This window comes from Rathayibacter sp. SD072, assembly GCF_017355185.1.
GTDB lineage: Bacteria > Actinomycetota > Actinomycetes > Actinomycetales > Microbacteriaceae > Rathayibacter.
On the sequence record NZ_JADILJ010000019.1, the window covers coordinates 44,810 to 67,857 of the forward strand.

Here is a 23,048-nt window from a genome sequence, read left to right on the forward strand (position 1 = left end):
GACCCCCGACGAAAGGCCCTCCGTGGATCCCTTCTCCCCGCTCACCGCCGGTGACCTCGAACTCCCCAACCGCGTCGTCATGGCGCCGATGACGCGCCTGCGCGCCGACGAGAACGGCGTCCCCGGCGCCCTCATCGCCGAGCACTACGCCCAGCGCGCGAGCCTGGGCCTGATCATCAGCGAGGGCGTGTTCCCGAGCGCCGAGTCCAAGGGCTACGCCGGGCAGCCGGGCATCGCGACCGCCGAGCAGGCCGAGGGCTGGCGCGCCGTCGCCGACGCCGTGCACGCCGCCGGCGGCCGCATCGTCATGCAGGTCATGAACGCGGGCCGCGTCTCGCACACCGCCATCACCGGGACCGACCGCATCGTCGCTCCCAGCGCGATCGCGATCGACGGAGAGGTCCGCGTCCCCGGCGACGACAAGGCCCGCTTCCCCGTGCCGCACGCGCTGAGCACCGAGGAGCTCGCCGTCGTGCGCGACGAGTTCGTCGCCGCCGCCCGCCGCGCGGTCGACGCCGGCTTCGACGGAGTCGAGGTCCACTCGGCCAACGGCTACCTGCTGCACGAGTTCCTCTCGCCCGTCTCGAACGTGCGCACCGACGCCTACGGCGGAAGCCCCGCCGCGCGCGCCGCGTTCCCGATCGAGGTCACCCGCGCGATCGCCGACGAGATCGGCGCCGGTCGCGTCGGCATCCGCATCTCGCCGAGCCACAACATCCAGGACGTCCTCGAGACCGACGCCGACGACGTGCGCGCCACCTACGAGGCCCTCGTCGACGGACTCGCGCCGCTCGGGCTGTCGTACCTCAGCGTCCTGCACGCCGAGCCCGCGGGGAAGCTCGTCCAGGACCTCCGCTCGCGCTTCGGCGGCGTGCTCATCGCGAACAGCGGGTTCGGATCGCCGACCACGCGCGACGAGGTCCGCTCGCTGATCGCCGACGGCCACGCCGACGCCGTCGCGGTCGGCCGCCCGGTCATGGCCAACCCCGACCTCGTCGAGCGCTGGCAGGGCGGGCACCCCGAGAACGAGCTCGACCAGGCCACGGTCTACGCGAGCGGAGCCGAGGGCTACACCGACTACGAGCGCCTCTCGGCGTAGTCGCACCGACGACGAAGGCCCGCTCCCTCTCGGGGCGGGCTTCGTCGTGTCCGGGATCAGCCCCGGTGCTTGAGCTCGTCCTCGATCGCGGCGTCCTCCTCGGGGGACAGCTCGTGCTCGACGTCCTCGGGGCCGGCGGTCTCGCCGATCCGGCCCTCGCCCAGGGCCTTGATCGAGTCGATGTCGTCGGTCAGCGCCGCGTCGTCCGGCGAGCCGCTCACGAGCCGGTCCCGATCTCTCCGGCCGAGACGGCCTCGGCGTACTTGCGGAGGTCCGGCCCGGGCTCGAAGTCGATGAAGCGGTCCTTCAGCCGGGCGTTCAGCTCGGCGAAGACGTCCTCCCAGGGTTCGCCCTTCTTGCTCTGGGCGAGATCGAGCACCGCCTCGCGGAGGACACGGTCCGAGTCCTCGAGGATCTTGCTGCGGGCTTCGTCGTTCCAGCGGATGTCCTGTGCGTCCATGCTCCGACCGTAGGCGGGGGTGCGGGGGCGCCGCAGGGACTTGCGGAGTGCGGATCGGAGGCGTAGGCACCGCCTCCGATCCGCCCGCTCACGCCAGGGCCGGCAGGACCTCGCGCTCGAACAGCTCGATCCCCGAGCGGTCGTACGCCGCGTCGGGGAAGTAGAAGATGCCGTAGTCCATGCCGCGCGCGGCCATGTCGGCGAGCCGGTCGACGATCTGCCCGGGGGTGCCGACGGCGAGTGCCTCGGGCGAGCGGTACTCCGCGACGAACGACGCGGCGGCCTCGGCGCCGAGGAACGGGGCGACCCGCTCCTCGAGGCGCTGCAGGCCCCGCTCGACCTCCGCCTCCGTCTCGCCGATCATCACGTTGTAGTTGGCGCTGCGGGTGATCGCCGAGAAGTCGGTGCCGAGGCGCTCGCAGTGCGCGCGCAGCACCTCGCTCTTCTGATCGAACGCCTCAGGAGCGCCGGCGAAGTTCGTGTACTGCGCGTACTGCGCCGCGATGCGCAGGGTGACCTTCTCGCCTCCGCCCGCGACCCAGAGCGGGATACCGCCCTCCTGCAGCGGCAGCGGCCGGTTCTGCGCGCCGTCGACGGTGTAGTAGCGGCCGTCGAGAGTCGCGGACCCGGTGGTCCACGCCTGGCGCATGATCTGGACGCCCTCGTCGAGCCGGCCGAGCCGCTCCCCGATGCGGGGGAACCCGTAGCCGTAGGCGCGCCACTCGTGCTCGTACCAGCCACCGCCGATGCCCATCTCGACGCGGCCGCCCGAGACCACGTCGACGGTCGTGGCGATCTTGGCGAGGTGCGCGGGGTTGCGGTACGACATGCAGGTGCACATCTGGCCGAGGCGGACGCGCGAGGTGGTGGCTGCGAAGGCCGCCATGAGCGTCCACGCCTCGTGCGTCGCCTCCTCGGTCACCACCGGCACGGTGTGGAAGTGGTCGTACACCCAGATCGACTCCCAGGCGCCGGCATCGGCGTGCCGGGCGAGGTCGTTCATGGTGCGCCACTGGTCGGCGGGGTCGATGCCGACGAGGTCGTGGCGCCAGCCCTGGGGGATGAAGAGTCCGAATCGCATGCCGCCGACCCTAGGGCGGCCCGGGCGGGAGGTCGAGGGGGTGGGAGCGCTCCAGTACGCTCCGAAGCGATGCTGGACTTCACCTCGGACCTCGGTCTCCCGATCATCGCGCTGATGGTCCTCGCGGCCTTCGCGGCCGGCTGGATCGACGCGGTGGTGGGCGGCGGAGGCCTCCTCCAGCTGCCCGCCCTGCTCCTCGTGCCCGGGATCTCGCCGGTGCAGGCGCTGGCCACCAACAAGCTCGCGTCGATCTTCGGCACCACGACCAGCGCGATCACGTTCTTCCGGCGGGCCAGACCCGACCTCCGCACGGCGCTGCCGATGGCGGCGGTCGCCCTCGCGGGCAGCTACGGAGGCGCGACGCTCGCGGGGCTGCTGCCCTCCTCCGTCTTCAAGCCGATCATCGTCGTCGCGCTGATCGTCGTCGCCGTCGTCACGATCGCGCGACCGACGATGGGCAGCGTCACCGCGCTCAAGCACGCGGGGCGGCGGCACCTGGCGACCGCGGCGGTGCTGGGCCTGGTGATCGGCTTCTACGACGGACTGATCGGCCCCGGCACGGGGACGTTCCTGATCATCGCGCTGATCACCGCCCTCGGCTACGACTTCCTCCTCGCCAGCGCCAAGGCGAAGATCGTCAACGTCGCGACGAACCTCGGGGCGCTGCTCTACTTCGTCCCCGGCGGGCACGTGATCTGGGTGCTGGGCCTCTTCATGGGCCTCGCGAACGTGGCGGGCGCCTACCTGGGGTCGCGCATGGCGGTGGCCAAGGGGAGCCGCTTCATCCGGATCGCGTTCCTCGCGGTGGTCGGCGCGCTCATCGTGAAGCTCGGCGTCGACGTCTGGACCGAGAACCTGGCGCCGCTGCTCGGCTGAGCGGAGTCAGGGGGCGACGACCTCGGCGATGATCGTCTCGATCTCGCCCAGGTGCTCGCGCATCGCGAGCGCGGCCGACTCGCCGTCTCCGGCGGCCAGCGCGTCGAGGATCCTGCGGTGGCCCGCTAGCGAGGCCGTGCGCCCGCGGTCCTCGAGGTGGGAGTAGAGCCGCGCCTCGACGGTCCACGAGGTGGTCAGGTCGCTCATCGTCACCAGGAGCGGGTTGCCGGTGAGCCGGGCGACGCCGACGTGGAACTCGACGTCCAGCAGCACCGAGCGGTCGGGATCGTCGCAGCCCGCTGCGCGGTCGAGGACGTCCTCGAGTGCGTGCAGGTCCTCCGGCGTCGCGCGGAGGGCCGCGAGTCGGGCGGTCTCGGGCTCCAGTACACGACGGAGCTCGGCGGAGTGGGCGAGGTCGGACAGGTGCCGCTCGAGGCCCGAGGCGAGGAGCCGCTCCGCGGGCGGCATCGCGCTGACGCGGGTGCCGGAGCCCTGCCGGCGCTCGACGAGGCCGGCCGCCTCCATCCGGGCGAGCGCGTCGCGGACGGCGGTGCGCGAGACCCCGAGCTCGGCGGCGATCGCCCGCTCCGAATCGAGCCGGGCGCCGGGGAGGAGCCTGCCCCGGGCGATCTGGCCCTCGAGGTGCCGGACGACGACGGCGGGCACCGTCTCGGCGGCGGAGGTCTCGACCACGGACTGCCCTTCCTGCGCCCCGGGATGCGGGGCGGACCCTCCGATCATCACACGGGGCCGGCGGCCGTCACGCACTCGAAACACGGGCGAAGCGCGGGCGCAACACCGGTGCGATTGATTGGTCCTACCACTTCGGCCCCGGCCGTCCGCCCTCGTCCTCGGAGTCCTCATGAAGCTCAGCGTCCTCAAGAACCCGGCGACCCGGATCGGCCTCGCGGCCGTCGCCGGGATCGTCTTCGGCCTGATCGCGGGGGAGTGGGCGGGGAACCTCGAGTTCGTCGGCCAGATCTTCATCCGTCTGATCCAGATGGCGATCGTGCCGCTCGTGATGGCGTCGGTGATCGTGGCGACCGGCTCGATGGGCGGGGTCGGCACCGGCAGGCTCGCCGCCCGCACGTTCGGCTGGATGATCGGCTTCTCGGTCGTCGCCGCCTCGGTCGCGGTCGGCCTCAGCCTGCTGCTGCAGCCCGGCGCGGGCGCGACCTTCTCGGGCGAGCTCGACCCGGCGCTCGAGGAGTCGGCGGCCGAGGCCGCGGGCTGGCAGGACACCCTGCTCGGGTTCTTCTCGACCAACATCATCGCCTCGATGTCGACGGCGACGATGGTGCCGATCATCGTGTTCTCGCTCCTGTTCGGCATCGCCCTGAACAGCTACGCGACCTCCACCGGCAACACCCTCGTGCTGAAGGGCCTCGAGCAGCTGCAGCAGATCCTCCTGGTCCTCATCCGCCTCGTGATGCGCATCGCGCCGATCGGAGTGTTCGCCCTGCTCGCCGCGCTCACCGGCGAGGTCGGCCTCGCCGTGGTCTCGACCGCGCTCGCGTACCTCGGCACGACCCTGCTGGGCGTGCTGATCCTCACGGTCGTGTTCGTCGTCGTCGTCACGGTGCGCACCCGCCTGGACCCGCGCCGCCTGCCGCGCAAGCTCGCCGAGCAGACGGTGATCGCGATCACGACCACCAGTTCCGCCGTCACCTTCCCGACCGTGCTGCGCAACACCGTCGAGAAGGTGGGAGTGAGCCGCCGGGTGGCCGACTTCACCCTGTCGATCGGGCTCACCATGGGCTCCTACGGCGCGGTGCTGAACTACACGATCGTCGTCCTCTTCCTCGCGCAGGCCGGCGACGTCGCGCTCTCGCCCGGGCAGATCCTGCTCGGGATGGGCCTCGCGATCCTGCTGAACATGGGCACCATCACGGTCCCCGGCGGGTTCCCCGTCGTCGCGCTGTTCCTCGCGACCACCCTCGGCCTCCCGATCCAGGCGGTCGGGCTGCTGATCGCGGTCGACTGGTTCACCGGGATCTTCCGCACCTTCCTGAACGTCAACGGCGACACCTTCGTCGCGATGCTCGTCGCGAACGCCGACGACGAGATCGACCGCGAGGTCTACGCGGGCACCCGCGAGGCGGAGCGGGCGGACGTCGCGGTCTAGGGCCGGCCGGTCTCGGCGGGGTCGACAGCGTGCTCCTCGACTCGGTGCGCGTGCGGACCGGCATCTCCGCGCCCGCCGGGACCGTGTGGCGGTTCCTCGCCCTGGAGCGGGCCGCCTGGTGGCCGGACATGCATTTCGAGCCCGTCGCCGGGTCGCCCCTCCTCGAGACGTGGATCGAGAACGGCGGTACCACCTGGCGCGGTCGACGCGCGTCTGCGAGAGCGCGGCCGCGGATCCGCCCGCTCGGTCGACGTCGGAGCCCCGCTGACGACGCGCGCCGCCGGTGCTCGGCCCCTGCACGGCAGAACCTCAGCCGGGAGGGCCCGTCAGCCGCGACGGCGCGCGACGAGTCGTTCCGGCTGAGGTTCTGCGGCGGTGCTGCGGCGGATCAGCCGAAGGGGATCGCTCCGACCAGGACTCCGACCGCCAGCATCACCAGCGACACGATCACCGCGCGCCACAGCACCTTGCGGTGGTGGTCGCCGAGGTTGACCGCGGCGAGCGAGACGAGCAGCAGGATCGCGGGGACGAGCGGGCTCTGCAGGTGGACGGGCTGGCCGGTGATCGAGGCGCGGGCCATCTCGACCGGGTCGATGCCGTAGTTCGCGGCGCTCTCGGCGAGCACCGGGAGGATGCCGTAGTAGAAGGCGTCGTTCGACATGAAGAACGTCATCGGGATGCTCAGCACGCCGGTGATGACGGCGAGGAACGGGCCCAGCGCCGGCGGGATCACGTCGACGACCCACTCGGCCATCGCGTCGACCATGCCGGTGCCGTTCAGCACTCCGATGAGCACGCCCGCGGCGAGGACCATCGAGACGACGCCGACGATGCTCGGCGCGTGCTTGACGATCTCGGACGCCTGGTCCTTCATCTTCGGGAAGTTGATCAGCAGGGCCACGGCCGAGCCGACCATGAAGACGTAGGGCAGCGGCAGGATGTCGGCGACGAGCAGGGTCATGACGATCAGCGTCAGGGCGAGGTTCACCCAGATGAGCTTCGGGCGCAGGGTCTCGCGCTCGGGGTCGAGCATGGTGTCGGCCATGGCGGTGTCGGCGTCGTCGGCCTGCACGCGGGCGGCGACGGCGACCTGGGCGCCGCGCAGCGACTCCGGACCGCGGAGGAACGAGAACCTCTCGCGGGCGACGGTGCGGATGCCTCCGGTGAGGGCGGCGAGCCCGCCGGTGCGGCCGGCGCCGACCAGCTCCTGCTCGACCATGGGCTCGGCCAGGGCGAGCGAGCCGAGACGGCGGCGCTCGCCGAGTCCGAGCATCCAGGCGAAGACGAGCGTGACGGCCAGGCCCACCGCGAGGGAGGGGAGCATCGGCACGAAGATCTCGCTCGGCGAGACCTGCAGGGCCGCGGCGGCGCGGACGGTCGGGCCGCCCCAGGGGACGATGTTCAGCGTGCCGTTGGCCAGACCCGCGACGCAGGTCAGCACGACCGGGTTCATGCCCAGGCGGAGGTAGATGGGCAGCATCGCCGCGGTGGTCACGATGAAGGTGGTCGACCCGTCGCCGTCGAGGGAGACCGCGCCGGCGAGCAGCGCCGTGCCGAGCACGACCTTGGCCGGGTCGTCGCCGAGGGCGCGGACGATGAAGCGGATCAGCGGATCGAAGAGGCCGACGTCGATCATGATGCCGAAGTACATGATGGCGAACATCAGCAGGGCGGCCGTGGGGGCCAGGCTGCCGATGGCCTCGATGACCATGTCGCCGATGCCCAGGCCCGCGCCCGCGAAGAGGCCGAAGATCGTGGGGACGACGATCAGCGCGACCATCGGCGTGAGCCTCTTGGTCATGATCAGGGCCATGAAGGCCAGGATCATCGTGAATCCGAGTACTACCAACACTGCTGACTCCTTCGTCGTCGTGCGTCCAGCGCTCCGGCCGAGGCGGCGCTCTCCGGGTCCTGAGAACCCTAGGGACGCTCGGCGGCGCTACCCGGGTATCGCTCATTAGCGCGTGATCTGCGCATAGTGTGGGTTCTGCGCATTCTGCGCAGTGAGGAGGCGGCGCATGCGCTTCGCGACCCACGTGCTCGTGCTGCAGCTCGCGACCGTCTCGGCCGCGGTCCTCGTCTGCGCCGGGCTCGTCACCGCCCTCAGCGTGCAGCAGCTGCGCGGCGAGGCGGAGGAGACGGCGCTCGCCATCGCCCGCACCGTCGCCGAGGATCCGGACGTGCGTTCGGCCGTCGGCGGCTACTCCGCCGACCCGGGCACGCCGGACGCGGTCGATCTGCGCTCCGGCCCGCTCGAGGACCTCGCGGCCGGAGTGGAGGAGCGCACCGGGGCGCTCTTCGTGGTCATCACCGACGACCAGGGGATCCGGCTCGCGCACCCCGACCCCGACCGGCTCGGCGAGGTCGTCTCGACGAGCGCGACCGAGGCCCTCGCCGGGCGGGAGAGCGTGTCGTGGGGCACGGGCACTCTGGGGGAGTCGGCCCGGGCGAAGGTGCCCGTGTTCGCTGCCGCGGGCGGCGGGGTGGTCGGCGAGGTGAGCATCGGCTTCGCGCGCTCGAGCGTCTTCGACGACCTGCCGAGGGCGCTCCTCGGAGTCGTCGCGGCGGCCGTCGCGGCGCTGGCTCTCGCCGTGGTCGCCTCCGTCTTCATCCGCCGTCGGCTGCTGCGGCTGACCCTGGGTCTGGCCCCGGAGGAGCTGACCGCGCTCGTGCAGGACCAGGCCGCGGTGCTCGACGGGGTCGACGAGGGCGTGCTCGCCTTCGACCGCGACGGACGGGTCGGCGTCTGCAACGCGCGCGCCGCCGCGATCCTGGGCTCGGACGATCCGTCCGGGCGCGCGCTGCAGGGGCTGACCCTGGCCGAGCTCGATCTCCCGACGCCGCTGGCCGACGCGATCACGGCCGCGCTGCGCTCGCCCGAGCGGGCCCGGTCGGCGGGAGCGGAGGGGTTCGTCGTGCACTCGCGCATCGTCTACGTCGACATCCGCCGGGTGACCCGCGGCGACCGTGACCTCGGCGTCGTCGTCGTGCTGCGCGACCGGACCGACGTCGCGGCGCTCAGCCGCCGCCTGGACGCGGTCGGCTCGATGACCAACGCGCTGCGCGTGCAGCGGCACGAGTTCGCCAACCGCCTGCACGTGGTGGCGGGCCTGCTCGACGCCGGCCGCACCGAGTCGGCGCGCGACTACCTCGACGAGGTGCTGACCCGCGGACCGCTGAAGTACCCCGTGCAGCACGCCGACCGGCTGCAGGAGCCGTACCTCCAGGCGCTCGTGGGCGCGAAGGGGATCGAGGCGGCCGAGCGCGGCGTGCTGCTGACCCTGGGCGAGGAGACGCTCGTGCGCGGCGTCGTCGTCGAGCCGGAGGACGTCGCGACGGTGGTCGGCAACCTGGTCGACAACGCGGTGCGGGCGGCAGCGCTCGGCGCCCGCGACGTGCGCTTCGTCGAGGTCGAGCTGCTGGACGACGGGGACACGCTGTTCGTGACGGTCGCCGACAGCGGCGACGGCGTCGCGGATCCGGAGACGCTCTTCGACCGCGGACCCGCAGAGGACGACGGGGACGAGGACCGCGTGCACGGCCGGGGCTTCGGGCTGCCGCTCTGCCGCGAGGTGGCGGCGCGGCGCGGAGGAGCCGTCTGGCTGGCGGACGCCGGGGGCGGCAGCGGAGGCGCCGTGCTCTGCGCGCGGCTGCCGGGCGCGGTGCGTCCGCCCGAGACCCGGGAGGAGCGATGACCGACCCGCAGGAGCGCACGGTGCTCGTCGTGGACGACGACTTCCGCGTCGCGCAGCTGCACGCCGACCTGGTCGACGGGCGGCAGGGGCTGCGCGCGCTGCCACCGGTGCACACGGCGCGGGCGGCGCGGGCGGCGGTGCTCGACTCCGCTCCGGATCTGCTGCTGCTCGATGTGCACCTGCCGGACCAGAGCGGGATCGCACTCCTGCGCGAGCTCGACACCGACGCGTTCGTCGTGAGCGCCGCCTCGGACGGGGCGACCGTGCGGCGCGCGCTGCACGCCGGCGCGCTGGGATACCTGATCAAGCCGTTCGACGCGCGACTGCTGGGCGAGCGGCTCGACGCGTACGTGCGGTTCCGCAACGTGCTGCGCGAGGACCGGGCGGCCGACCAGGAGGCGGTGGAGCGGGCCCTGCGGATCCTGCACTCGGGCGACGCGGCCGCGGCCGGCCCTTCGCGCTCGGCCACCGAGCAGCTCGTGCTCGCCCGGCTCACGGAGTCGGCCTCCGAGCTCTCGGCGCTGGAGGTCGCGGAGCGCGCGGGGATCTCGCGGGCGACGGCTCAGCGCTACCTCTCGGGGCTGGCCGGCCGCGGGCTGGTCGAGATGACCCTGAGCTACGGCTCGACGGGCCGACCGGAGCACCGGTACCGCGCGAAGTGAGCGCCTGCTCCGGGAAGGACGAAGCCCCTCAGGACTCGTGGTTCCGGAGGGGCTTCGTCACAGGGTGGGAGCCGAACAGGTGATCCGCGTGCCGGCGGATCGCCGTAGGCGGACGCAGGACGCTCTGCGGGACCGTTCCGCGCAGAGAGGCCGAGCGCGGTGCGCCGCTGCGCGGCGCACGAGACGGATCAGTGCCCTGCGTTCGCCTCCGCTTCGACGCGGCGGCGCTCGGCGGCCTCCTTGGCCATGCGGCGGCCCTTCGGGCTGACCAGCGAGGCGATGACCGTGACGGTCAGCACTCCGATGATCACGGTGAGGGAGAGGCCGGTGCCGATCTCGAAGACCTCGACGTGCTCGCCGTTGTTGATGAACGGCAGGGTGTTCTCGTGGAGCGCGTGCAGGATCAGCTTCACGCCGATGAACGCGAGGATCGCGGCGAGGCCGTAGCTGAGGTAGACCAGGCGGTCGAGCAGGCCGTCGATCAGGAAGTACAGCTGGCGCAGGCCCAGCAGCGAGAACGCGGTCGCGGTGAAGACCAGGAAGACGTCGTTGGTGAGGCCGAAGATCGCGGGCACGCTGTCGAGGGCGAACAGGATGTCCGTGCCGCCGATCGCGGCCATGACCAGGAGCATCGGGGTGAGGACGCGCTTGCCGTCGACGGTCGTGTAGAACTTGTCGCCGTCGTACGTGTCGCTCGTCTTGAAGATCCGCTTGGCCAGACGGACCATGATGTTGTCGCCCGAGTGCTCGTCGCCCGGCTTCACCAGGTTGAAGGCGGTGAGGAGCAGGATCAGGCCGAACGCGTAGAAGACCCAGGCGAACGAGTTGATCAGCGCGGCGCCGAGGAAGATGAAGCCGGTGCGGGCGATCAGGGCGAAGACGATGCCGAAGAGCAGCACCTTCTGCTGGTCGGCGCGGGGCACCTTGAAGCTCGCCATGATGATCAGGAAGACGAACAGGTTGTCGACCGAGAGGGCCTTCTCGGTGATGTAGCCCGCGAAGTACTCCGATCCGGGGGTCGGTCCGCCGAAGACGAGGACGCCGAGGCCGAAGAGCACGGCGATGCCGACGTACAGGGCCGACCAGAGCGCCGACTCCTTCAGCGTGGGCTCGTGCGCCTTGCGCACGTGGAAGAAGAAGTCGAAGAGCAGGAGCAGGACGATGAAGACGATCGTCAGGGTCCAGATCAGGGGCGATACGGTCATCAGTGGGGGAGGCCTCGCTCGAGAAGGGGTGGGGGGGACCGGCGTCGGAGGCGCCGTGAGTCGATGAGAACCGTAACGATCCGCCGACGGCGAGGCGGTGGCTCCGCCTCGATCGTGAGTATCTTCTCAGTTCTCCGGTCCGCCGTGGCGCTGAGCGGCCGGTGGGCCACACTGGTGCCATGCCGGACACCGCGGTCGACAGGACCTTCGACGACGCCTACGGCGTGACCATCCACTACCGCTGGTGGTCGCACCCCGCGCCCCGCGCCCTCGTGCAGATCGCGCACGGCGTCGGCGAGCACTCGGGCCGCTACCTCGAGCTCGCCCAGGCTCTGGTGACGGCGGGCTACGCCGTCGCCGCCGACGACCACCGCGGGCACGGGCGCACGGGCCTGCAGCAGCACGGCGGCGACGCGTCGCAGCTGGGGCGCCTGGGTCCGGGCGGCCTGCGGGCGACGGAGGAGGCGATCAACCGCCTGACGCGCGAGCTCGCCGCCGAGAACGCCGGGCTGCCGATCGTGCTGCTCGGCCACTCCTGGGGCTCGCTGATGGCGCAGCGGATCGTCGACCACCACTCCTCCGACTACGCGGCCCTCGTGCTCAGCGGCACGGCCTACCGGCTGCCCGGCTTCATGAACGGCGGCGACCTCACCCGCCGGCACCGGCAGCCCGGCGGCCTGGGCCTCGAGTGGCTCTCGCGCGATCCGGCCGTCTGGCAGCTGTTCCACGAAGACCAGCTGACCTTCACCGATCCGCTGGCGAAGCGGGTCGGGGTGATCGAGACCCTGCGGCTGGTCGGCCGGCCCGCGCGGAGGATCACTCCTCCGCTGCCGCTGCTCATCGTCATCGGCGCCGAGGACACGCTGGGCGGGGAGCGGTCCGTGCAGGCCCTCGCCCGCGCCTACCGTCGGCGCTCCGGCTTCACCGACGTGTCGGTCCGGGTGTACCCGGAGGCCCGGCACGAGCTGTTCCAGGAGCTCAACCGGGTCGAGGTCACGGCGGATGTGGTCGCCTGGCTCGACGAGCGCTTCGACGCACCACCCGGCGCCGCCGCTCGCGCCTAGGCTGGCCCCATGCATGGCGAGTACAAGGTCCCCGGCGGAAAGCTCGTGGTCGTCGACCTGGAGGTGGTCGAGGGCCGGTTCGCCGACTTCCGCCTCGCGGGCGACTTCTTCCTCGAGCCCGACACCGCGCTCGACGACATCGACCGCGCCGTCGTCGGACTGCCGGAGGAGAGCGACGCCAAGACGATCGCCGCCGCGATCCGGGCGGCGCTGCCCTCGGACGCCGTGCTGCTGGGCTTCACGCCCGAGGCGGTGGCGGTCGCGATCCGCCGCTCGCTGCAGAAGGCGACGAGCTGGCGCGACTACGACTGGCGGATCGTGCACGCGAAGGCCGTCTCGCCGGCGATGCACCTCGCGCTCGACGAGGTCCTGACCGCCGCTGTCGGCGAGGGCCGCCGCGAGCCGACCCTGCGGATCTGGGAGTGGGACCAGCCGGCCGTCGTCATCGGCAGCTTCCAGTCGCTGCGCAACGAGGTCGATCTCGAGAACGCCGAGAAGTACGGCGTCGAGGTCGTGCGGCGCATCTCGGGCGGCGGGGCGATGTTCATGGAGGCGGGCAGCGTCGTCACCTACTCGATCTACGTGCCGGGCGACCTGGTGCAGGGCCTGACCTTCGCCGACTCCTACGCGTTCCTGGACGAGTGGACGATCAGCGCGCTGCAGTCGCTCGGCATCGACGCGGTCTACCAGCCGCTCAACGACATCACCTCGCCCTCGGGCAAGATCGGCGGAGCCGCGCAGAAGCGCCTGGGCTCCGGAGCAGTGCTGCACCACGTCACCATGAGCTACGACATCGACGCCGAGAAGATGGTGCAGGTGCTGCGCATCGGCCGCGAGAAGCTGTCCGACAAGGGCATCGCCTCCGCCGTGAAGCGCGTCGACCCGCTGCGCAGCCAGACCGGGCTCAGCCGCGCCGAGATCATCGAGCGGATGAAGGACACCTTCGTGCGCCTGCACGGCGGGACGCCGGGAGACCTCACCGACGCGGAGTACGCGGAGGCGGAGGAGCTGGTGCGGACGAAGTACTCGACCCCGGAGTGGCTGCGCCGGGTCCCGTGAGCGGGGCGCGACGCCTCTGCTGACGCGGACGAGCGGGGCGCGCCGCCTCCGCTGACGCGGGCGGGCGGATCGAGCGGGCTCAGCTCGCGAGCAGCTCCTGGTAGTCGGGGTGCGCGGCGATGAACTCGGCGACGAAGGGGCACGTCGGCACGATGTGGGCGCCGAAGCGCTCGTGCGCGTCGTCGAGCGCCGCCTCGACCAGGCGGTCGCCGAGCCCCTCGTGGCGGTGCTCGGGAGCGATCTCGGTGTGCAGGAAGACGATGTCGGCCCCTCGGACCGCGTAGTCGGCGACCCCGACGTTCTCGCCGTCGACCCACAGCGTGTACCTGGACTCGTCCTCGTCGTGACGCACCTCGGAAGTCATCGCAGCACTCTACGCCGGGGACCGGTCGAGGCCGTTCAGCGTCCTCCCGGGCGGGCGGGCGTGTCGGGAGCGCTCCCTCGCCCTGGCAGAATTGCCGGATGCCCCCGACCCTCCCGATCGCCGACGGCGTGCCGGAGTCGCGGAGCGCGGTGATCCACGCCGACAACCTCGAGGTGCTGCCGCAGCTGGCCGACGGGGCGTTCACCGTCGTCTACCTCGATCCGCCCTTCAACACCGGGCGCGCGCAGGTGCGCACCTCGACGACCTCGGTGCGCTCGGCGACGGGCACGATCGCGGGATTCAAGGGCCGCAGCTACGAGCGGATCCGCGGCGACCTGCTCCGCTACGACGACCGCTTCGACGACTACTGGTCGTTCCTGGAGCCGCGGCTGGCCGAGGCCTGGCGCCTGCTCGCCGACGACGGCACCCTCTACCTCCACCTCGACTACCGCGAGGCGCACTACGCCAAGGTGCTTCTCGACGCGCTCTTCGGTCGCGAGTGCTTCCTCAACGAGATCATCTGGGCCTACGACTACGGGGCCAAGGCGACGCGGCGCTGGCCGACCAAGCACGACACGATCCTGGTGTACGTGAAGAATCCGCGCGGCTACCACTTCGACTCCGTCGCGGTCGACCGCGAGCCCTACATGGCGCCCGGACTGGTGACCCCCGAGAAGGCCGAGCGGGGCAAGCGGCCGACCGACGTGTGGTGGCACACGATCGTGTCGCCGACGGGCCGCGAGAAGACCGGCTACCCGACGCAGAAGCCGGAGGGGATCCTCCGGCGCATCGTGCAGGCGTCGAGCCGCGAGGGCGACGCGGTGCTCGATTTCTTCGCCGGCTCGGGCACGACCGGGGCGGTCGCGCACGCCCTCGGGCGGCGCTTCGTGCTGATCGACTCGCACGCGGACGCGGTCGCGGTGATGCGCCGCCGCTTCGCGACGCTGGACCCGGCGCCGCTGTTCCTCTGAGGGGCGCGGGCGCCGAGTCCGCGAAAGTTGTCGTACTCGAGCTCGAGTACGACAACTTCTGAGGACTCGGCAGGCCGACCAGCCCTCCCCAGTGTGACGACAACGGAGTTGTCCGCAGGGGGGTGGTGCCGGGCGGTGGGACGGTCGGGCAGGCGCCATCCTCGGGGGCATGAGATCGAATGACCTGGGTGCCTTCACCCGACGCACCGCGCTCGCTGAGGGCACGACCGACGCGCAGCTGCGCTCACCTCTCCTCGCGCAGCCGTTCCACGGCGTGCGGACGCGTGTTGCACCGGTCACGCACGAGGAGCGCGCTCGCGCCTACCTTCCGCGGTTGAGACGTGGACAGTACTTCTCCCACCTCACGGCGGCGGGGATCTGGGGTGTTCCGCTGCCCTCGCTCGCCCTCGCCGACGACCCGATCCACGTATCGGCGCCAGCGCCTCGCCGGCCGCCGCGCACCAGGGGAGTGGTCGGACACGTCCTGCGTCCGGAGTGGACACGAGTGCTGGTACGTCGTGGTCTTCCGGTCACCGATCCCGCGACGACCTGGATCCTGCTCGCCGGGCTGCTGCCACCGCGAGACCTGCTCGCCGCAGCGGATCACCTGCTGTTCGTCCCCCGGTTCGAATCGAGGACCGATCCGCGGCCCTACGCCACGATCGCAGAGCTGGAGGAGCGGCTCGACCGGTACGCCGGTCGGGGGAAGGTGCTCCTGCAGGAGACGCTGCGGCTGGCTTCCACTGCATCGGCATCCCGGCGCGAGACGTGGCTGCGCTCGGTGGCGCTCGAGGCGGGATTCCCACCGGCCGAGACGAATGTGGAGATCGTCCACGGAGGCCGGCTGATCGCCATAGGCGACCTGGGCTTCGTGCGCTGGGAGGTACTGGCCGAGTACGACGGCAGCCACCATCAGAGCGACGACGCCCAGTACGCGCGCGACCGGGAGCGGAGCCTCGCTCTGCAGCTCGCGGGCTGGATTCAGGTCGTGGTCAGAGCCGAGGGTCTCGGCCGGGGCCGGGCGCGTACCATCGCCGAGATCGATGCGGCACTGCGCGCGCACGGCTGGCGCCCATGACCGCGTCGGCACCGGCCGAGGTCACGCTCGACCCCGCGCAGATCGGGTGCTCAGGAGTCGCATCCCCGGCAGTCGGATCCCTGAGCTCGAACCGCCGGACGTCGAGTCCTCAGAAGTTGTCGGACTCGAGGGTCGAAGACGACAACTTCTGCGCAGTCGGGGTGGTGGGCCGGATCGGCTCCTCAAAAGTTGTCGTACTGGAGGCCGAGTACGACGACTTCTGCGGAGTCGAGGGTGCCCACCCCGGCGCGCACTTCCCGGCGCAGCGGAACGAGCACCGAGCGGAGTGCGGTCATCCCGCACGAGCGGCGTCACGAGCTGGCGCGGACGACCAGCTCGGTGGGCATCAGCGTCCGGTGCTCGACCGGGCGTCCCTCGATGCGCGCGACCAGCAGCTCGGCCATGCGCGCGCCGAGCTCGGCGGGCGTCTGGCGGACGGTGCTGAGGGCGGGCACCGCGGTGCGCGCGTACATGTCGTCGTCGAAGCCGACCACGGCGACGTCCTCGGGGACGCGGCGGCCCGCCTCCCGCAGCGCCTCGTACGCGCCGACGGCCATCTGGTCGTTGGCGGCGAAGAGCCCGTCGATGCCGGGATCGCGCTCGAGCAGGCGGCGCATCGCCTCGCGGCCGCTGTCGGGCGAGAAGTCGCCCCACTCGACGAGGGAGTCGTCCAGGCCCGCGTCGGCCAGGGTGCGGCGCCAACCCACGAGGCGGTCGACACCCGGGGGCATGTCGGCCGGGCCGGCGATGGTGGCGAGGCGGCGGCGACCGCGCTCGATCAGGTGCGCGGTCGCGTCGGCCGCCCCCTCCGCGTTGTCGACGTCGACGAAGTACGAGCCGCGCTCCTCCGGAGACAGCGGCCGGCCGCCGAAGACGATCGGGAGGGAGTTGGCGAGCGCCGCGTAGGAGTGGTCGCCCGAGTGGTGCGAGACCACCAGGGCGCCGTCGACGTTGCCGCCCAGGAGGTAGCGGCGGGTCTTCTCGCCGTTGGACTCCGACGCGATGAGCATCGACAGCGTGTAGTCGGTGTCGGCGAGGTGCATGGCGGCGCCCTGCACGATCGACGCGAAGAACGGGTCGGCGAAGACGCGCGCCGTCGACTCCGGCACGATCAGCGCGATCGAGTGGGTGCGGCGGGAGGCGAGCATGCGCGCCGCCCGGTTGGGCACGTAGTCGAGCTCGCCGATCGCCTTCTCGACCGCGGCGACGATGTCGGCCGCGACCTGCGGGGCGCCGTTGACGACCCGCGAGACAGTCGCGCGCGACACTCCCGCGCGCGCCGCGACCATCTCGAGGGTGGGGGAGCGCCCCGGCTCCCGTCCCGCCGAACCGTCGACCACGGCTCAGTCCAGCAACGAGGCGGACGAGCCGCCGATCAGGCGGGAGTAGACGAGACCGGAATCCTTGATCGTGCGCTCCTGGGACTCGTAGTCGACGCGCACGATGCCGAAGCGCTTCTCGTAGCCCCACGCCCACTCGTAGTTGTCGAGCAGCGACCAGACGAAGTAGCCGCGGACGTCCGCGCCCTGGTCGATCGCGTCGGCGACCTTCTCGACGTGGTCGAGCACGTACTGGGTGCGGTCGACGTCGTGCACGCGGCCGTCCTCGACGACGTCGTCGTACGCGGCGCCGTTCTCGGTGACGTACAGCGGGGGGAGGTTCTCGTACTCCAGGCCCAGGCGGGTCAGCAGGTAGCGCAGCCCGTCGGGGTGCACCTCCCAGTCCATCGCCGTGCGCGGCAGGCCGCGGCTGGGGAAGGTGATGAACTCCGAGCCGACGAACGGGGACGCGGTCTCGCGATCGGTCGCGGCGGCGAAGTCCTCGGCGCCGGCGGGGAGCGGGTGACCGGAGACGTTGTCGTCGTGGTAGTGGTTCACGCCGAGGAAGTCGAGCGGCAGCGAGATCAGGTCGAGATCGCCGTCGACGATCAGCTCGTCCAGGCCCAGGCCCGCGACGTCCTCGAGGAGGTCCTCGGGGTACTCGCCGCGCAGCAGCGGGTCGAGGAAGATGCGGTTCTGCAGCGCGTCGAAGCGGCGGGCGGCGTCGAGGTCGACCTCGTCCTCGGGGTCGTCGGGGACGGCGTTGGAGAGGTTGAGCGTGATGCCGAGGTTCTGCGCGCCGAGCTGCCGCAGCGTCGAGACCGCGAGGCCGTGGGCGAGGTGCGTGTGGTGGACCGCGGCGAGCGCGGCCTGCTGCGAGATCACTCCGGGGGCGTGGACTCCGGCGCCGTAGGAGAGCAGGGTCGAGCAGAAGGGCTCGTTGAAGGTCGTCCAGTGCTGGACGCGGTCGCCGAGGCTCTCGTAGACGGTCTCGGCGTAGTCGCGGAAGCGCTCGGCGGTGTCGCGGTTGGTCCAGCCCCCGGTCTCCTCCACGGCCTGCGGGAGGTCCCAGTGGTAGAGGGTCAGCCAGGGCAGGATCCCCGCTCCGAGCAGCTCGTCGACGAGGCGCGAGTAGAAGTCGAGTCCCTCGGCGTTGACGGAGCGGTCGCCCGGCTTCACCCGCGACCAGCTGACCGAGAAGCGGTACGAGCCCAGGCCCAGCTCCTTCATCAGCTGCACGTCGGCGGGCATGCGGTGGTAGTGGTCGACGGCGACCTCGGGGGTGTCGCCCTTCGCGACGGCGCCGGGGACGCGCGAGAACGCGTCCCAGATGCTGTCCTCCTTGCCGCCCTCGTGCCCCGCGCCCTCGATCTGGGCGGCGGCCGTCGCGGACCCCCAGAGGAAGCCCACGGGCCAGTCGCGCACGGCGAGGCGCTCGGCCCGGGCGGTCTGCTCAGCGAGGCTCGGCGACTCGGTGGCGGGGATGCGGGCAACGCTCATGGGCGACTCCTTCGGCTGGTACGGCCATCCTACGGCTTCGGATGGAGCGCTCTCTCGCGGCCGTACCGGCGCAGCGCCGTGATCTCGGGGCGGCGCCGGTACGGTTCAGCTCCGCCGGTCGTCGGGCGCGGTCGGAGTCGTGCGGACGGGGTCGGTCCGCACGTCGGGCTCGATGCTGCCGGCGGCGAGATCCGCGCCCGCCCGGGCGGCGAGCTGCGGGTCGGTCCGACGGAGCTCCTCGGCGCGCTCGTCGTCGGCGGCGAGGTCGTGCGCCTCCTGCATCGCCGACTTCGCGCGCAGCGGCGGCGTCTTGAGGAACCACGACAGCACGAAGGCGAGCAGGACCACGCCGAGGGCGACCGAGAAGACGGTCACGGTGGCGTCGTTGAAGCCGGTCAGGAACGGCGCCGACAGCGCGCGGTCGGCGGTGTTCAGGAACGAGGTGTCGCCGTCGAGGGCCGAGCCGATCGCCGAGGTGTCCTGGGACTGGAGGAGGCCGAGGATCTTCTCGTTGGCGGGATCGGCGAGGACGGTCGGGTCGGCGAGAGCGGTCTGCAGGTCGGCGGCGATCCCAGGCCTCCGGAAGGCGGCCCCGATCGTGTCCGGGATGCGGGTGAACAGCACCGAGAAGATCACCGCGGTGCCCAGGGTGCCGCCGATCTGACGGAAGAACGTGGAGGCGCTCGTCGCGACTCCCATGTTCGCCACGTCGACCGAGTTCTGCGACGCGAGGGTCAGCGTCTGCATCATCTGGCCGAGGCCGAGCCCCAGCAGCAGCATGCCGCCCATCATGAAGAGGACCGGCTTGTCGATGGAGACGAAGGTGAAGTAGAAGAACGCGGCCGACATCAGGAAGGTCCCGACAATGGGGAACGCGCGGTAGCGCCCGGTGCGCGAGATGATCTGGCCCGAGACGATCGAGGCGATCATGAGGCCGAGGATCATCGGCAGCATCAGGAAGCCCGACTCCGTGGGCGTCGCTCCGTTCACCAGCTGCAGGTAGAGCGGGATGGTCATCATGCCGCCGAACATCCCGAAGCCGACGAGGACGCCCAGCACGGTCGCCATCGAGAAGGTCGGCGAGCGGAAGAGCTTGAGCGGGATCAGCGCGTCGTCGCCCATCATCCGCTCTGCCGCGATGAAGCCGACGATGCCGAGCGCGCCGACGATGTAGCAGACCCAGGCGATCGGGGAGCCCCAGCCCCACTCGCGCCCCTGCTCGGCGATCAGCAGGAGCGGACCGGCGGCGAGGACGACGAGCGCCGCGCCCCACCAGTCGATGCGGACGGAGCGCACGCCGGCGGGCCTGGGCAGGTGCAGGAAGCGGAGCACGATGACCAGCGCCACGGCGCCGATCGGCAGGTTGATCAGGAACACCCAGCGCCAGCCGGTGATGAAGAGGATCTCGGGGGTGCCGGCGAGGAGTCCGCCGATCAGCGGGCCGACGACGCTCGAGACGCCGAAGACGGCGAGGAAGTACCCCTGGTACTTGGCGCGCTCGCGCGGCGGGAGGATGTCGCCCATCACCGTGAGGGCGAGCGACATGAGGCCGCCGGCGCCCAGGCCCTGGACCGCGCGGAAGCCCGCGAGTCCGAGCATGGAGGTCGCGAACCCGGCGAGCAGCGACCCGATCAGGAACAGGACGATCGCGATCAGGTAGAGCGGTCGGCGGCCGAAGATGTCCGAGAGCTTCCCGTAGATCGGAGTCGCGATCGTCGAGACGATCAGGTACGCCGTCGTCACCCACGCCTGCTGCGAGAGCCCGTCGAGGTCGTCGGCGATGGTGCGCATCGACGTGCCGACGATCGTCTGATCGAGCGAGGACAGGAACATGCCCGCCATCAGCCCGAAGATCACGAAGAGGATCTGCCGGTGCGTCATGACCGCGCCGGAGGGCGTGGGTTCGGGCTGTCGAGCGGCGGAGTCGGCCATGGGTGTCCCCTCGTGAGGCGGACGCCCTCAGGGCACGGCGGACCGCCGCGAACGTTGCGTGCTGCGCAAAGTTACACCGCGCGAGGACGCGCCTCCAGGCCCCGGCGGCGAGCCTGAACGGGATCTCAGGAGGCGCGTCCCCGCGTCACTCGGAGTCGGCCGCGGGCTCCTCGGCCCAGCCGGCCTCGCGGAGCGCGGCACGGGCCTCGGCCCGGGCCGAGTAGGGCGTGCGCACCCCCTGGATGTCGCGGTAGTTCTGGTGGCCGGGGCCCGCCCAGAGGATGGAGTCGCCCTCCTGGGCCAGCGAGACGGCCACGCGGATGGCGCGCTTGGGGTCGTCGACCTCGTGGATCTCGCCGTCGGGCCTCGCCGCGCGGGCCGCGTCGACGAGCGTGCGCCGGATGGACGAGGGGTCCTCGAAGCGCGGGTGGTGGTCGGTCACGACGAGGACGTCGCTGCCCGAGACCGCGGCCTCGGCCATCGCGGGGCGCTTCAGGGTGTCGCGGTCGCCGTCGGCGCCGAACACCATGATCACGCGGCCGCGGGTCACGCCCCGCACCGCCTCGAGCGTGTGCTGGAAGGCGTCGGCGCTGTGGCCGAAGTCGACGTAGACGGTCGGGCCGCGCTCGCCCGAGACGCGCTCGGTGCGGCCGGGGAGCGAGACGTCGACCCCGCCGTCACGGTGCAGCGCCGCGCGGATCTCGCCGAGCGGTCGGCCCGACTCGACGAGCATCGCGATGGCCAGCGCCGCGTTGGCCGCCATGTGCGCGCCGATGATCGGCACCGACGTGGTGATCGCCCGCGATTCGCGGTTCTGGATGCGGAAGCCGGTGCGGCCGAACTCCTGCTCGAGGATCGTCACCGTCCAGTCGGCCTCGACGCCGGGCAGCGAGGTGATCGTCGACACCGGGACACCCGCCGTCTCGGCGATGCGGGCGCCGGCGGGGGAGTCGAGCGAGACGACGGCGCGACGGGCGCGGTCGGGCTGGAAGAGCTGCGCCTTCTGCGCGAAGTACGTCTCCATGTCGCCGTAGTCGTCGAGGTGGTCGTGGCTGAGGTTCGTGAAGCCGGCGACGTCGAAGACGACTCCGTCCACCCGGTGGCGGGTGAGGGCCTGGGCGCTGACCTCGATGGCCGCGGCGCCGACGCCCTCCTCGTGCATCCGGGCGAGCAGTGCGTGCAGCTCGGTCGCCTCGGGCGTGGTCAGTCCGCTCGTGATCGAGGTGTCGCCGATGTGGCGCTCGGCCGTCGAGCTGAGACCGGGCACCACGCCCAGCTGGCGGAGGATGCCCTCGATCATGTGGACCGTCGAGGTCTTCCCGTTCGTGCCGGTCACGCCGAACAGCACGGGAGCGCGCTCGGCCGTGCCGTAGACGGCGGCCGCGACGGCTCCGAGGCGGGCGCGGGGGTCCTCGACGACGAGCACGGGCAGTCCGGTGGCGCGGGCGAGCTCTGCTCCGGCCCCGTCCGTCATCACGGCGGAGGCGCCGCGCTCGCGGGCCTCGGCGACGAACTCGGCACCGTGGCGGTTCACACCGGCCAGTGCGACGAACAGATCGCCGGGCTCGACATCGGAGGCGGTGAGCGTCACGCCGGTGACGTCGGCCTCGAGGAGATCGTCGGCGGGGATCTCGAGGGTGCGCGCGAGGGCCGCGAGAGGGACCGCGGGAGCGAGGCGGGGTCGGAGCATGGGGTCCTTTCGTCGCCGGGACCGCCGATGCGGGTCCGAGGGGGCGGATCCGGAGGGTCACGGTGCTGTCACTCAAGCTAGGGGAGTCGCTGATGTGAATCCTTAGAGGATATGGGAGTCCCGCGTGGAGGACGCGGCGGCGACCGGGCGGCGACCGGGCGGTGTCCGCGAGGTCCGCGGGGCCCGCGTCTAGGCTCGGAGGATGACCTCGAGCGAGAACGAGACCCCGGGCGGGCGCCCGGTGCGCCGGCGCGCACTCGTCATCGGCACCGTGGCGGCCGCCGCCGGAGCGACCGCGTTCGGCGTGGGCGCGGCGATCGGAGCCGGCCGCGGCGGCCCGGCGCCGACCGGCTCACCGTCACTCCCGCCGACGCGGACGCCGAGCGCGACCCCGTCCGCCACCGCCGCGCCGGAGCCCACGGCGACGGAGACCACCGCGCCGGCCGAGCCGACGCCCACCGAGACCCCCGGGATCGACCTCGCCGCGAACTCCGTCGACGACCCGGCGAGCGTGTGGGTCGTCGTGAACAAGCTCAGGACGCTGAACCCGGTCGACTACATCCCGGCTGATCTCGTGTACCCGGACGTCCGCTACGTCAACCGCCAGCCGATGCGGCAGGCGACGGCCGACGCCCTCGTCGCCCTCGTCGCCGCGGCGTCGGCGGAGGCGGGGCTCGCGCTCGCCGTGCAGAGCGCGTACCGCTCCTACGAGACGCAGGTCGGCGTGTACGCCGGCTGGGTCTCGACCCGCGGGCAGGCCGGGGCGGATGCGACGAGCGCGCGGCCGGGTCACAGCGAGCACCAGACGGGCTGGGCGGTCGACGTCGTCGGCGCCTCCGGGGCGTGCGCGCTAGAGATCTGCTGGGGG

The 23,048-nt window shown here is 72.0% G+C and carries 21 protein-coding genes; 10 read left to right on the forward strand and 11 right to left on the reverse strand.

Annotated features, from left to right (window positions below; all coding sequences use genetic code 11):
- The first annotated feature begins 22 nt into the window (after positions 1-22).
- A complete protein-coding gene (locus IOC53_RS09610; protein ID WP_207405148.1) occupies positions 23-1,099 on the forward strand; it encodes an alkene reductase in 1,077 nt (358 codons plus the stop codon).
- A gap of 56 nt (positions 1,100-1,155) precedes the next feature.
- Here IOC53_RS09610 and IOC53_RS09615 read toward each other — a convergent pair whose 3' ends face one another.
- From IOC53_RS09615 to IOC53_RS09625, 3 genes are all read right to left on the reverse strand, one after another.
- Positions 1,156-1,320, reverse strand: a complete 165-nt coding sequence (locus IOC53_RS09615) for a hypothetical protein (RefSeq protein WP_207405150.1) — start codon at positions 1,318-1,320, stop codon at positions 1,156-1,158.
- Positions 1,317-1,559, reverse strand: a complete 243-nt coding sequence (locus tag IOC53_RS09620) for a hypothetical protein (protein WP_207405152.1) — start codon at positions 1,557-1,559, stop codon at positions 1,317-1,319. The genes IOC53_RS09615 and IOC53_RS09620 overlap by 4 nt, the downstream gene beginning before the upstream one ends.
- A gap of 88 nt (positions 1,560-1,647) precedes the next feature.
- Positions 1,648-2,640: an LLM class F420-dependent oxidoreductase gene (locus IOC53_RS09625; protein WP_207405154.1), complete on the reverse strand. Its 993-nt coding sequence runs from the start codon at positions 2,638-2,640 to the stop codon at positions 1,648-1,650.
- 69 nt (positions 2,641-2,709) lie between these two features.
- Here IOC53_RS09625 and IOC53_RS09630 point away from each other — a divergent pair, with 69 nt between their 5' ends.
- Positions 2,710-3,516, forward strand: coding sequence for a TSUP family transporter (locus IOC53_RS09630; protein WP_207405156.1), 807 nt, complete (start codon positions 2,710-2,712; stop codon positions 3,514-3,516).
- A gap of 6 nt (positions 3,517-3,522) precedes the next feature.
- On the opposite strand, the gene IOC53_RS09635 is transcribed toward IOC53_RS09630, so the two are convergent.
- Entirely contained in the window at positions 3,523-4,209 is a 687-nt protein-coding gene (locus IOC53_RS09635; protein ID WP_207405158.1) for a FadR/GntR family transcriptional regulator, read from the reverse strand.
- Between the two features lie 169 nt (positions 4,210-4,378).
- Here IOC53_RS09635 and IOC53_RS09640 point away from each other — a divergent pair, with 169 nt between their 5' ends.
- Positions 4,379-5,641 (forward strand): dicarboxylate/amino acid:cation symporter, encoded by a 1,263-nt coding sequence (locus IOC53_RS09640; RefSeq protein ID WP_207405159.1) that lies wholly within the window; start codon positions 4,379-4,381, stop codon positions 5,639-5,641.
- Between the two features lie 388 nt (positions 5,642-6,029).
- On the opposite strand, the gene IOC53_RS09645 is transcribed toward IOC53_RS09640, so the two are convergent.
- Positions 6,030-7,469: a CitMHS family transporter gene (locus tag IOC53_RS09645; protein WP_207405190.1), complete on the reverse strand. Its 1,440-nt coding sequence runs from the start codon at positions 7,467-7,469 to the stop codon at positions 6,030-6,032.
- Between the two features lie 190 nt (positions 7,470-7,659).
- Here IOC53_RS09645 and IOC53_RS09650 point away from each other — a divergent pair, with 190 nt between their 5' ends.
- Positions 7,660-9,336: an ATP-binding protein gene (locus IOC53_RS09650; protein ID WP_207405161.1), complete on the forward strand. Its 1,677-nt coding sequence runs from the start codon at positions 7,660-7,662 to the stop codon at positions 9,334-9,336.
- A complete protein-coding gene (locus tag IOC53_RS09655; protein ID WP_055786834.1) occupies positions 9,333-9,998 on the forward strand; it encodes a response regulator in 666 nt (221 codons plus the stop codon). The genes IOC53_RS09650 and IOC53_RS09655 overlap by 4 nt, the downstream gene beginning before the upstream one ends.
- A 188-nt stretch (positions 9,999-10,186) precedes the next feature.
- On the opposite strand, the gene IOC53_RS09660 is transcribed toward IOC53_RS09655, so the two are convergent.
- Positions 10,187-11,203, reverse strand: coding sequence for a TerC family protein (locus tag IOC53_RS09660; protein ID WP_207405163.1), 1,017 nt, complete (start codon positions 11,201-11,203; stop codon positions 10,187-10,189).
- A 179-nt stretch (positions 11,204-11,382) separates the two neighbouring features.
- Here IOC53_RS09660 and IOC53_RS09665 point away from each other — a divergent pair, with 179 nt between their 5' ends.
- Together IOC53_RS09665 and IOC53_RS09670 are read left to right on the forward strand one after the other, a co-directional pair.
- Complete coding sequence (locus IOC53_RS09665) at positions 11,383-12,267, forward strand: alpha/beta fold hydrolase (RefSeq protein WP_207405165.1); 885 nt, start codon at positions 11,383-11,385, stop codon at positions 12,265-12,267.
- A 9-nt stretch (positions 12,268-12,276) separates the two neighbouring features.
- Positions 12,277-13,326: a biotin/lipoate A/B protein ligase family protein gene (locus IOC53_RS09670; protein ID WP_207405167.1), complete on the forward strand. Its 1,050-nt coding sequence runs from the start codon at positions 12,277-12,279 to the stop codon at positions 13,324-13,326.
- A 79-nt stretch (positions 13,327-13,405) separates the two neighbouring features.
- On the opposite strand, the gene IOC53_RS09675 is transcribed toward IOC53_RS09670, so the two are convergent.
- On the reverse strand, positions 13,406-13,690 hold the full coding sequence (locus tag IOC53_RS09675) for a GNAT family N-acetyltransferase (protein WP_207405169.1): 285 nt from the start codon (positions 13,688-13,690) through the stop codon (positions 13,406-13,408).
- Between the two features lie 98 nt (positions 13,691-13,788).
- Between IOC53_RS09675 and IOC53_RS09680 the strand changes: the two genes are divergently transcribed.
- Entirely contained in the window at positions 13,789-14,661 is an 873-nt protein-coding gene (locus IOC53_RS09680; protein ID WP_207405171.1) for a site-specific DNA-methyltransferase, read from the forward strand.
- A gap of 505 nt (positions 14,662-15,166) precedes the next feature.
- A complete protein-coding gene (locus IOC53_RS09685; protein ID WP_207405173.1) occupies positions 15,167-15,739 on the forward strand; it encodes a hypothetical protein in 573 nt (190 codons plus the stop codon).
- A gap of 311 nt (positions 15,740-16,050) precedes the next feature.
- On the opposite strand, the gene IOC53_RS09690 is transcribed toward IOC53_RS09685, so the two are convergent.
- From IOC53_RS09690 to IOC53_RS09705, 4 genes are all read right to left on the reverse strand, one after another.
- Positions 16,051-17,028 carry a LacI family DNA-binding transcriptional regulator gene (locus IOC53_RS09690; protein WP_207405192.1) on the reverse strand — a complete coding sequence of 326 codons (978 nt, stop codon included), beginning with the start codon at positions 17,026-17,028 and terminating at the stop codon, positions 16,051-16,053.
- 54 nt (positions 17,029-17,082) lie between these two features.
- Positions 17,083-18,558: a GH1 family beta-glucosidase gene (locus IOC53_RS09695; RefSeq protein WP_207405175.1), complete on the reverse strand. Its 1,476-nt coding sequence runs from the start codon at positions 18,556-18,558 to the stop codon at positions 17,083-17,085.
- A gap of 105 nt (positions 18,559-18,663) precedes the next feature.
- On the reverse strand, positions 18,664-20,490 hold the full coding sequence (locus IOC53_RS09700) for an MDR family MFS transporter (RefSeq protein ID WP_242683143.1): 1,827 nt from the start codon (positions 20,488-20,490) through the stop codon (positions 18,664-18,666).
- Positions 20,491-20,635: 145 nt separating this feature from the next.
- Positions 20,636-22,180, reverse strand: coding sequence for a Mur ligase family protein (locus tag IOC53_RS09705; RefSeq protein ID WP_207405177.1), 1,545 nt, complete (start codon positions 22,178-22,180; stop codon positions 20,636-20,638).
- A gap of 202 nt (positions 22,181-22,382) precedes the next feature.
- Between IOC53_RS09705 and IOC53_RS09710 the strand changes: the two genes are divergently transcribed.
- Positions 22,383-23,048: D-alanyl-D-alanine carboxypeptidase family protein (locus tag IOC53_RS09710; protein ID WP_207405179.1), on the forward strand; the 666-nt coding region annotated here is incomplete at its 3' end.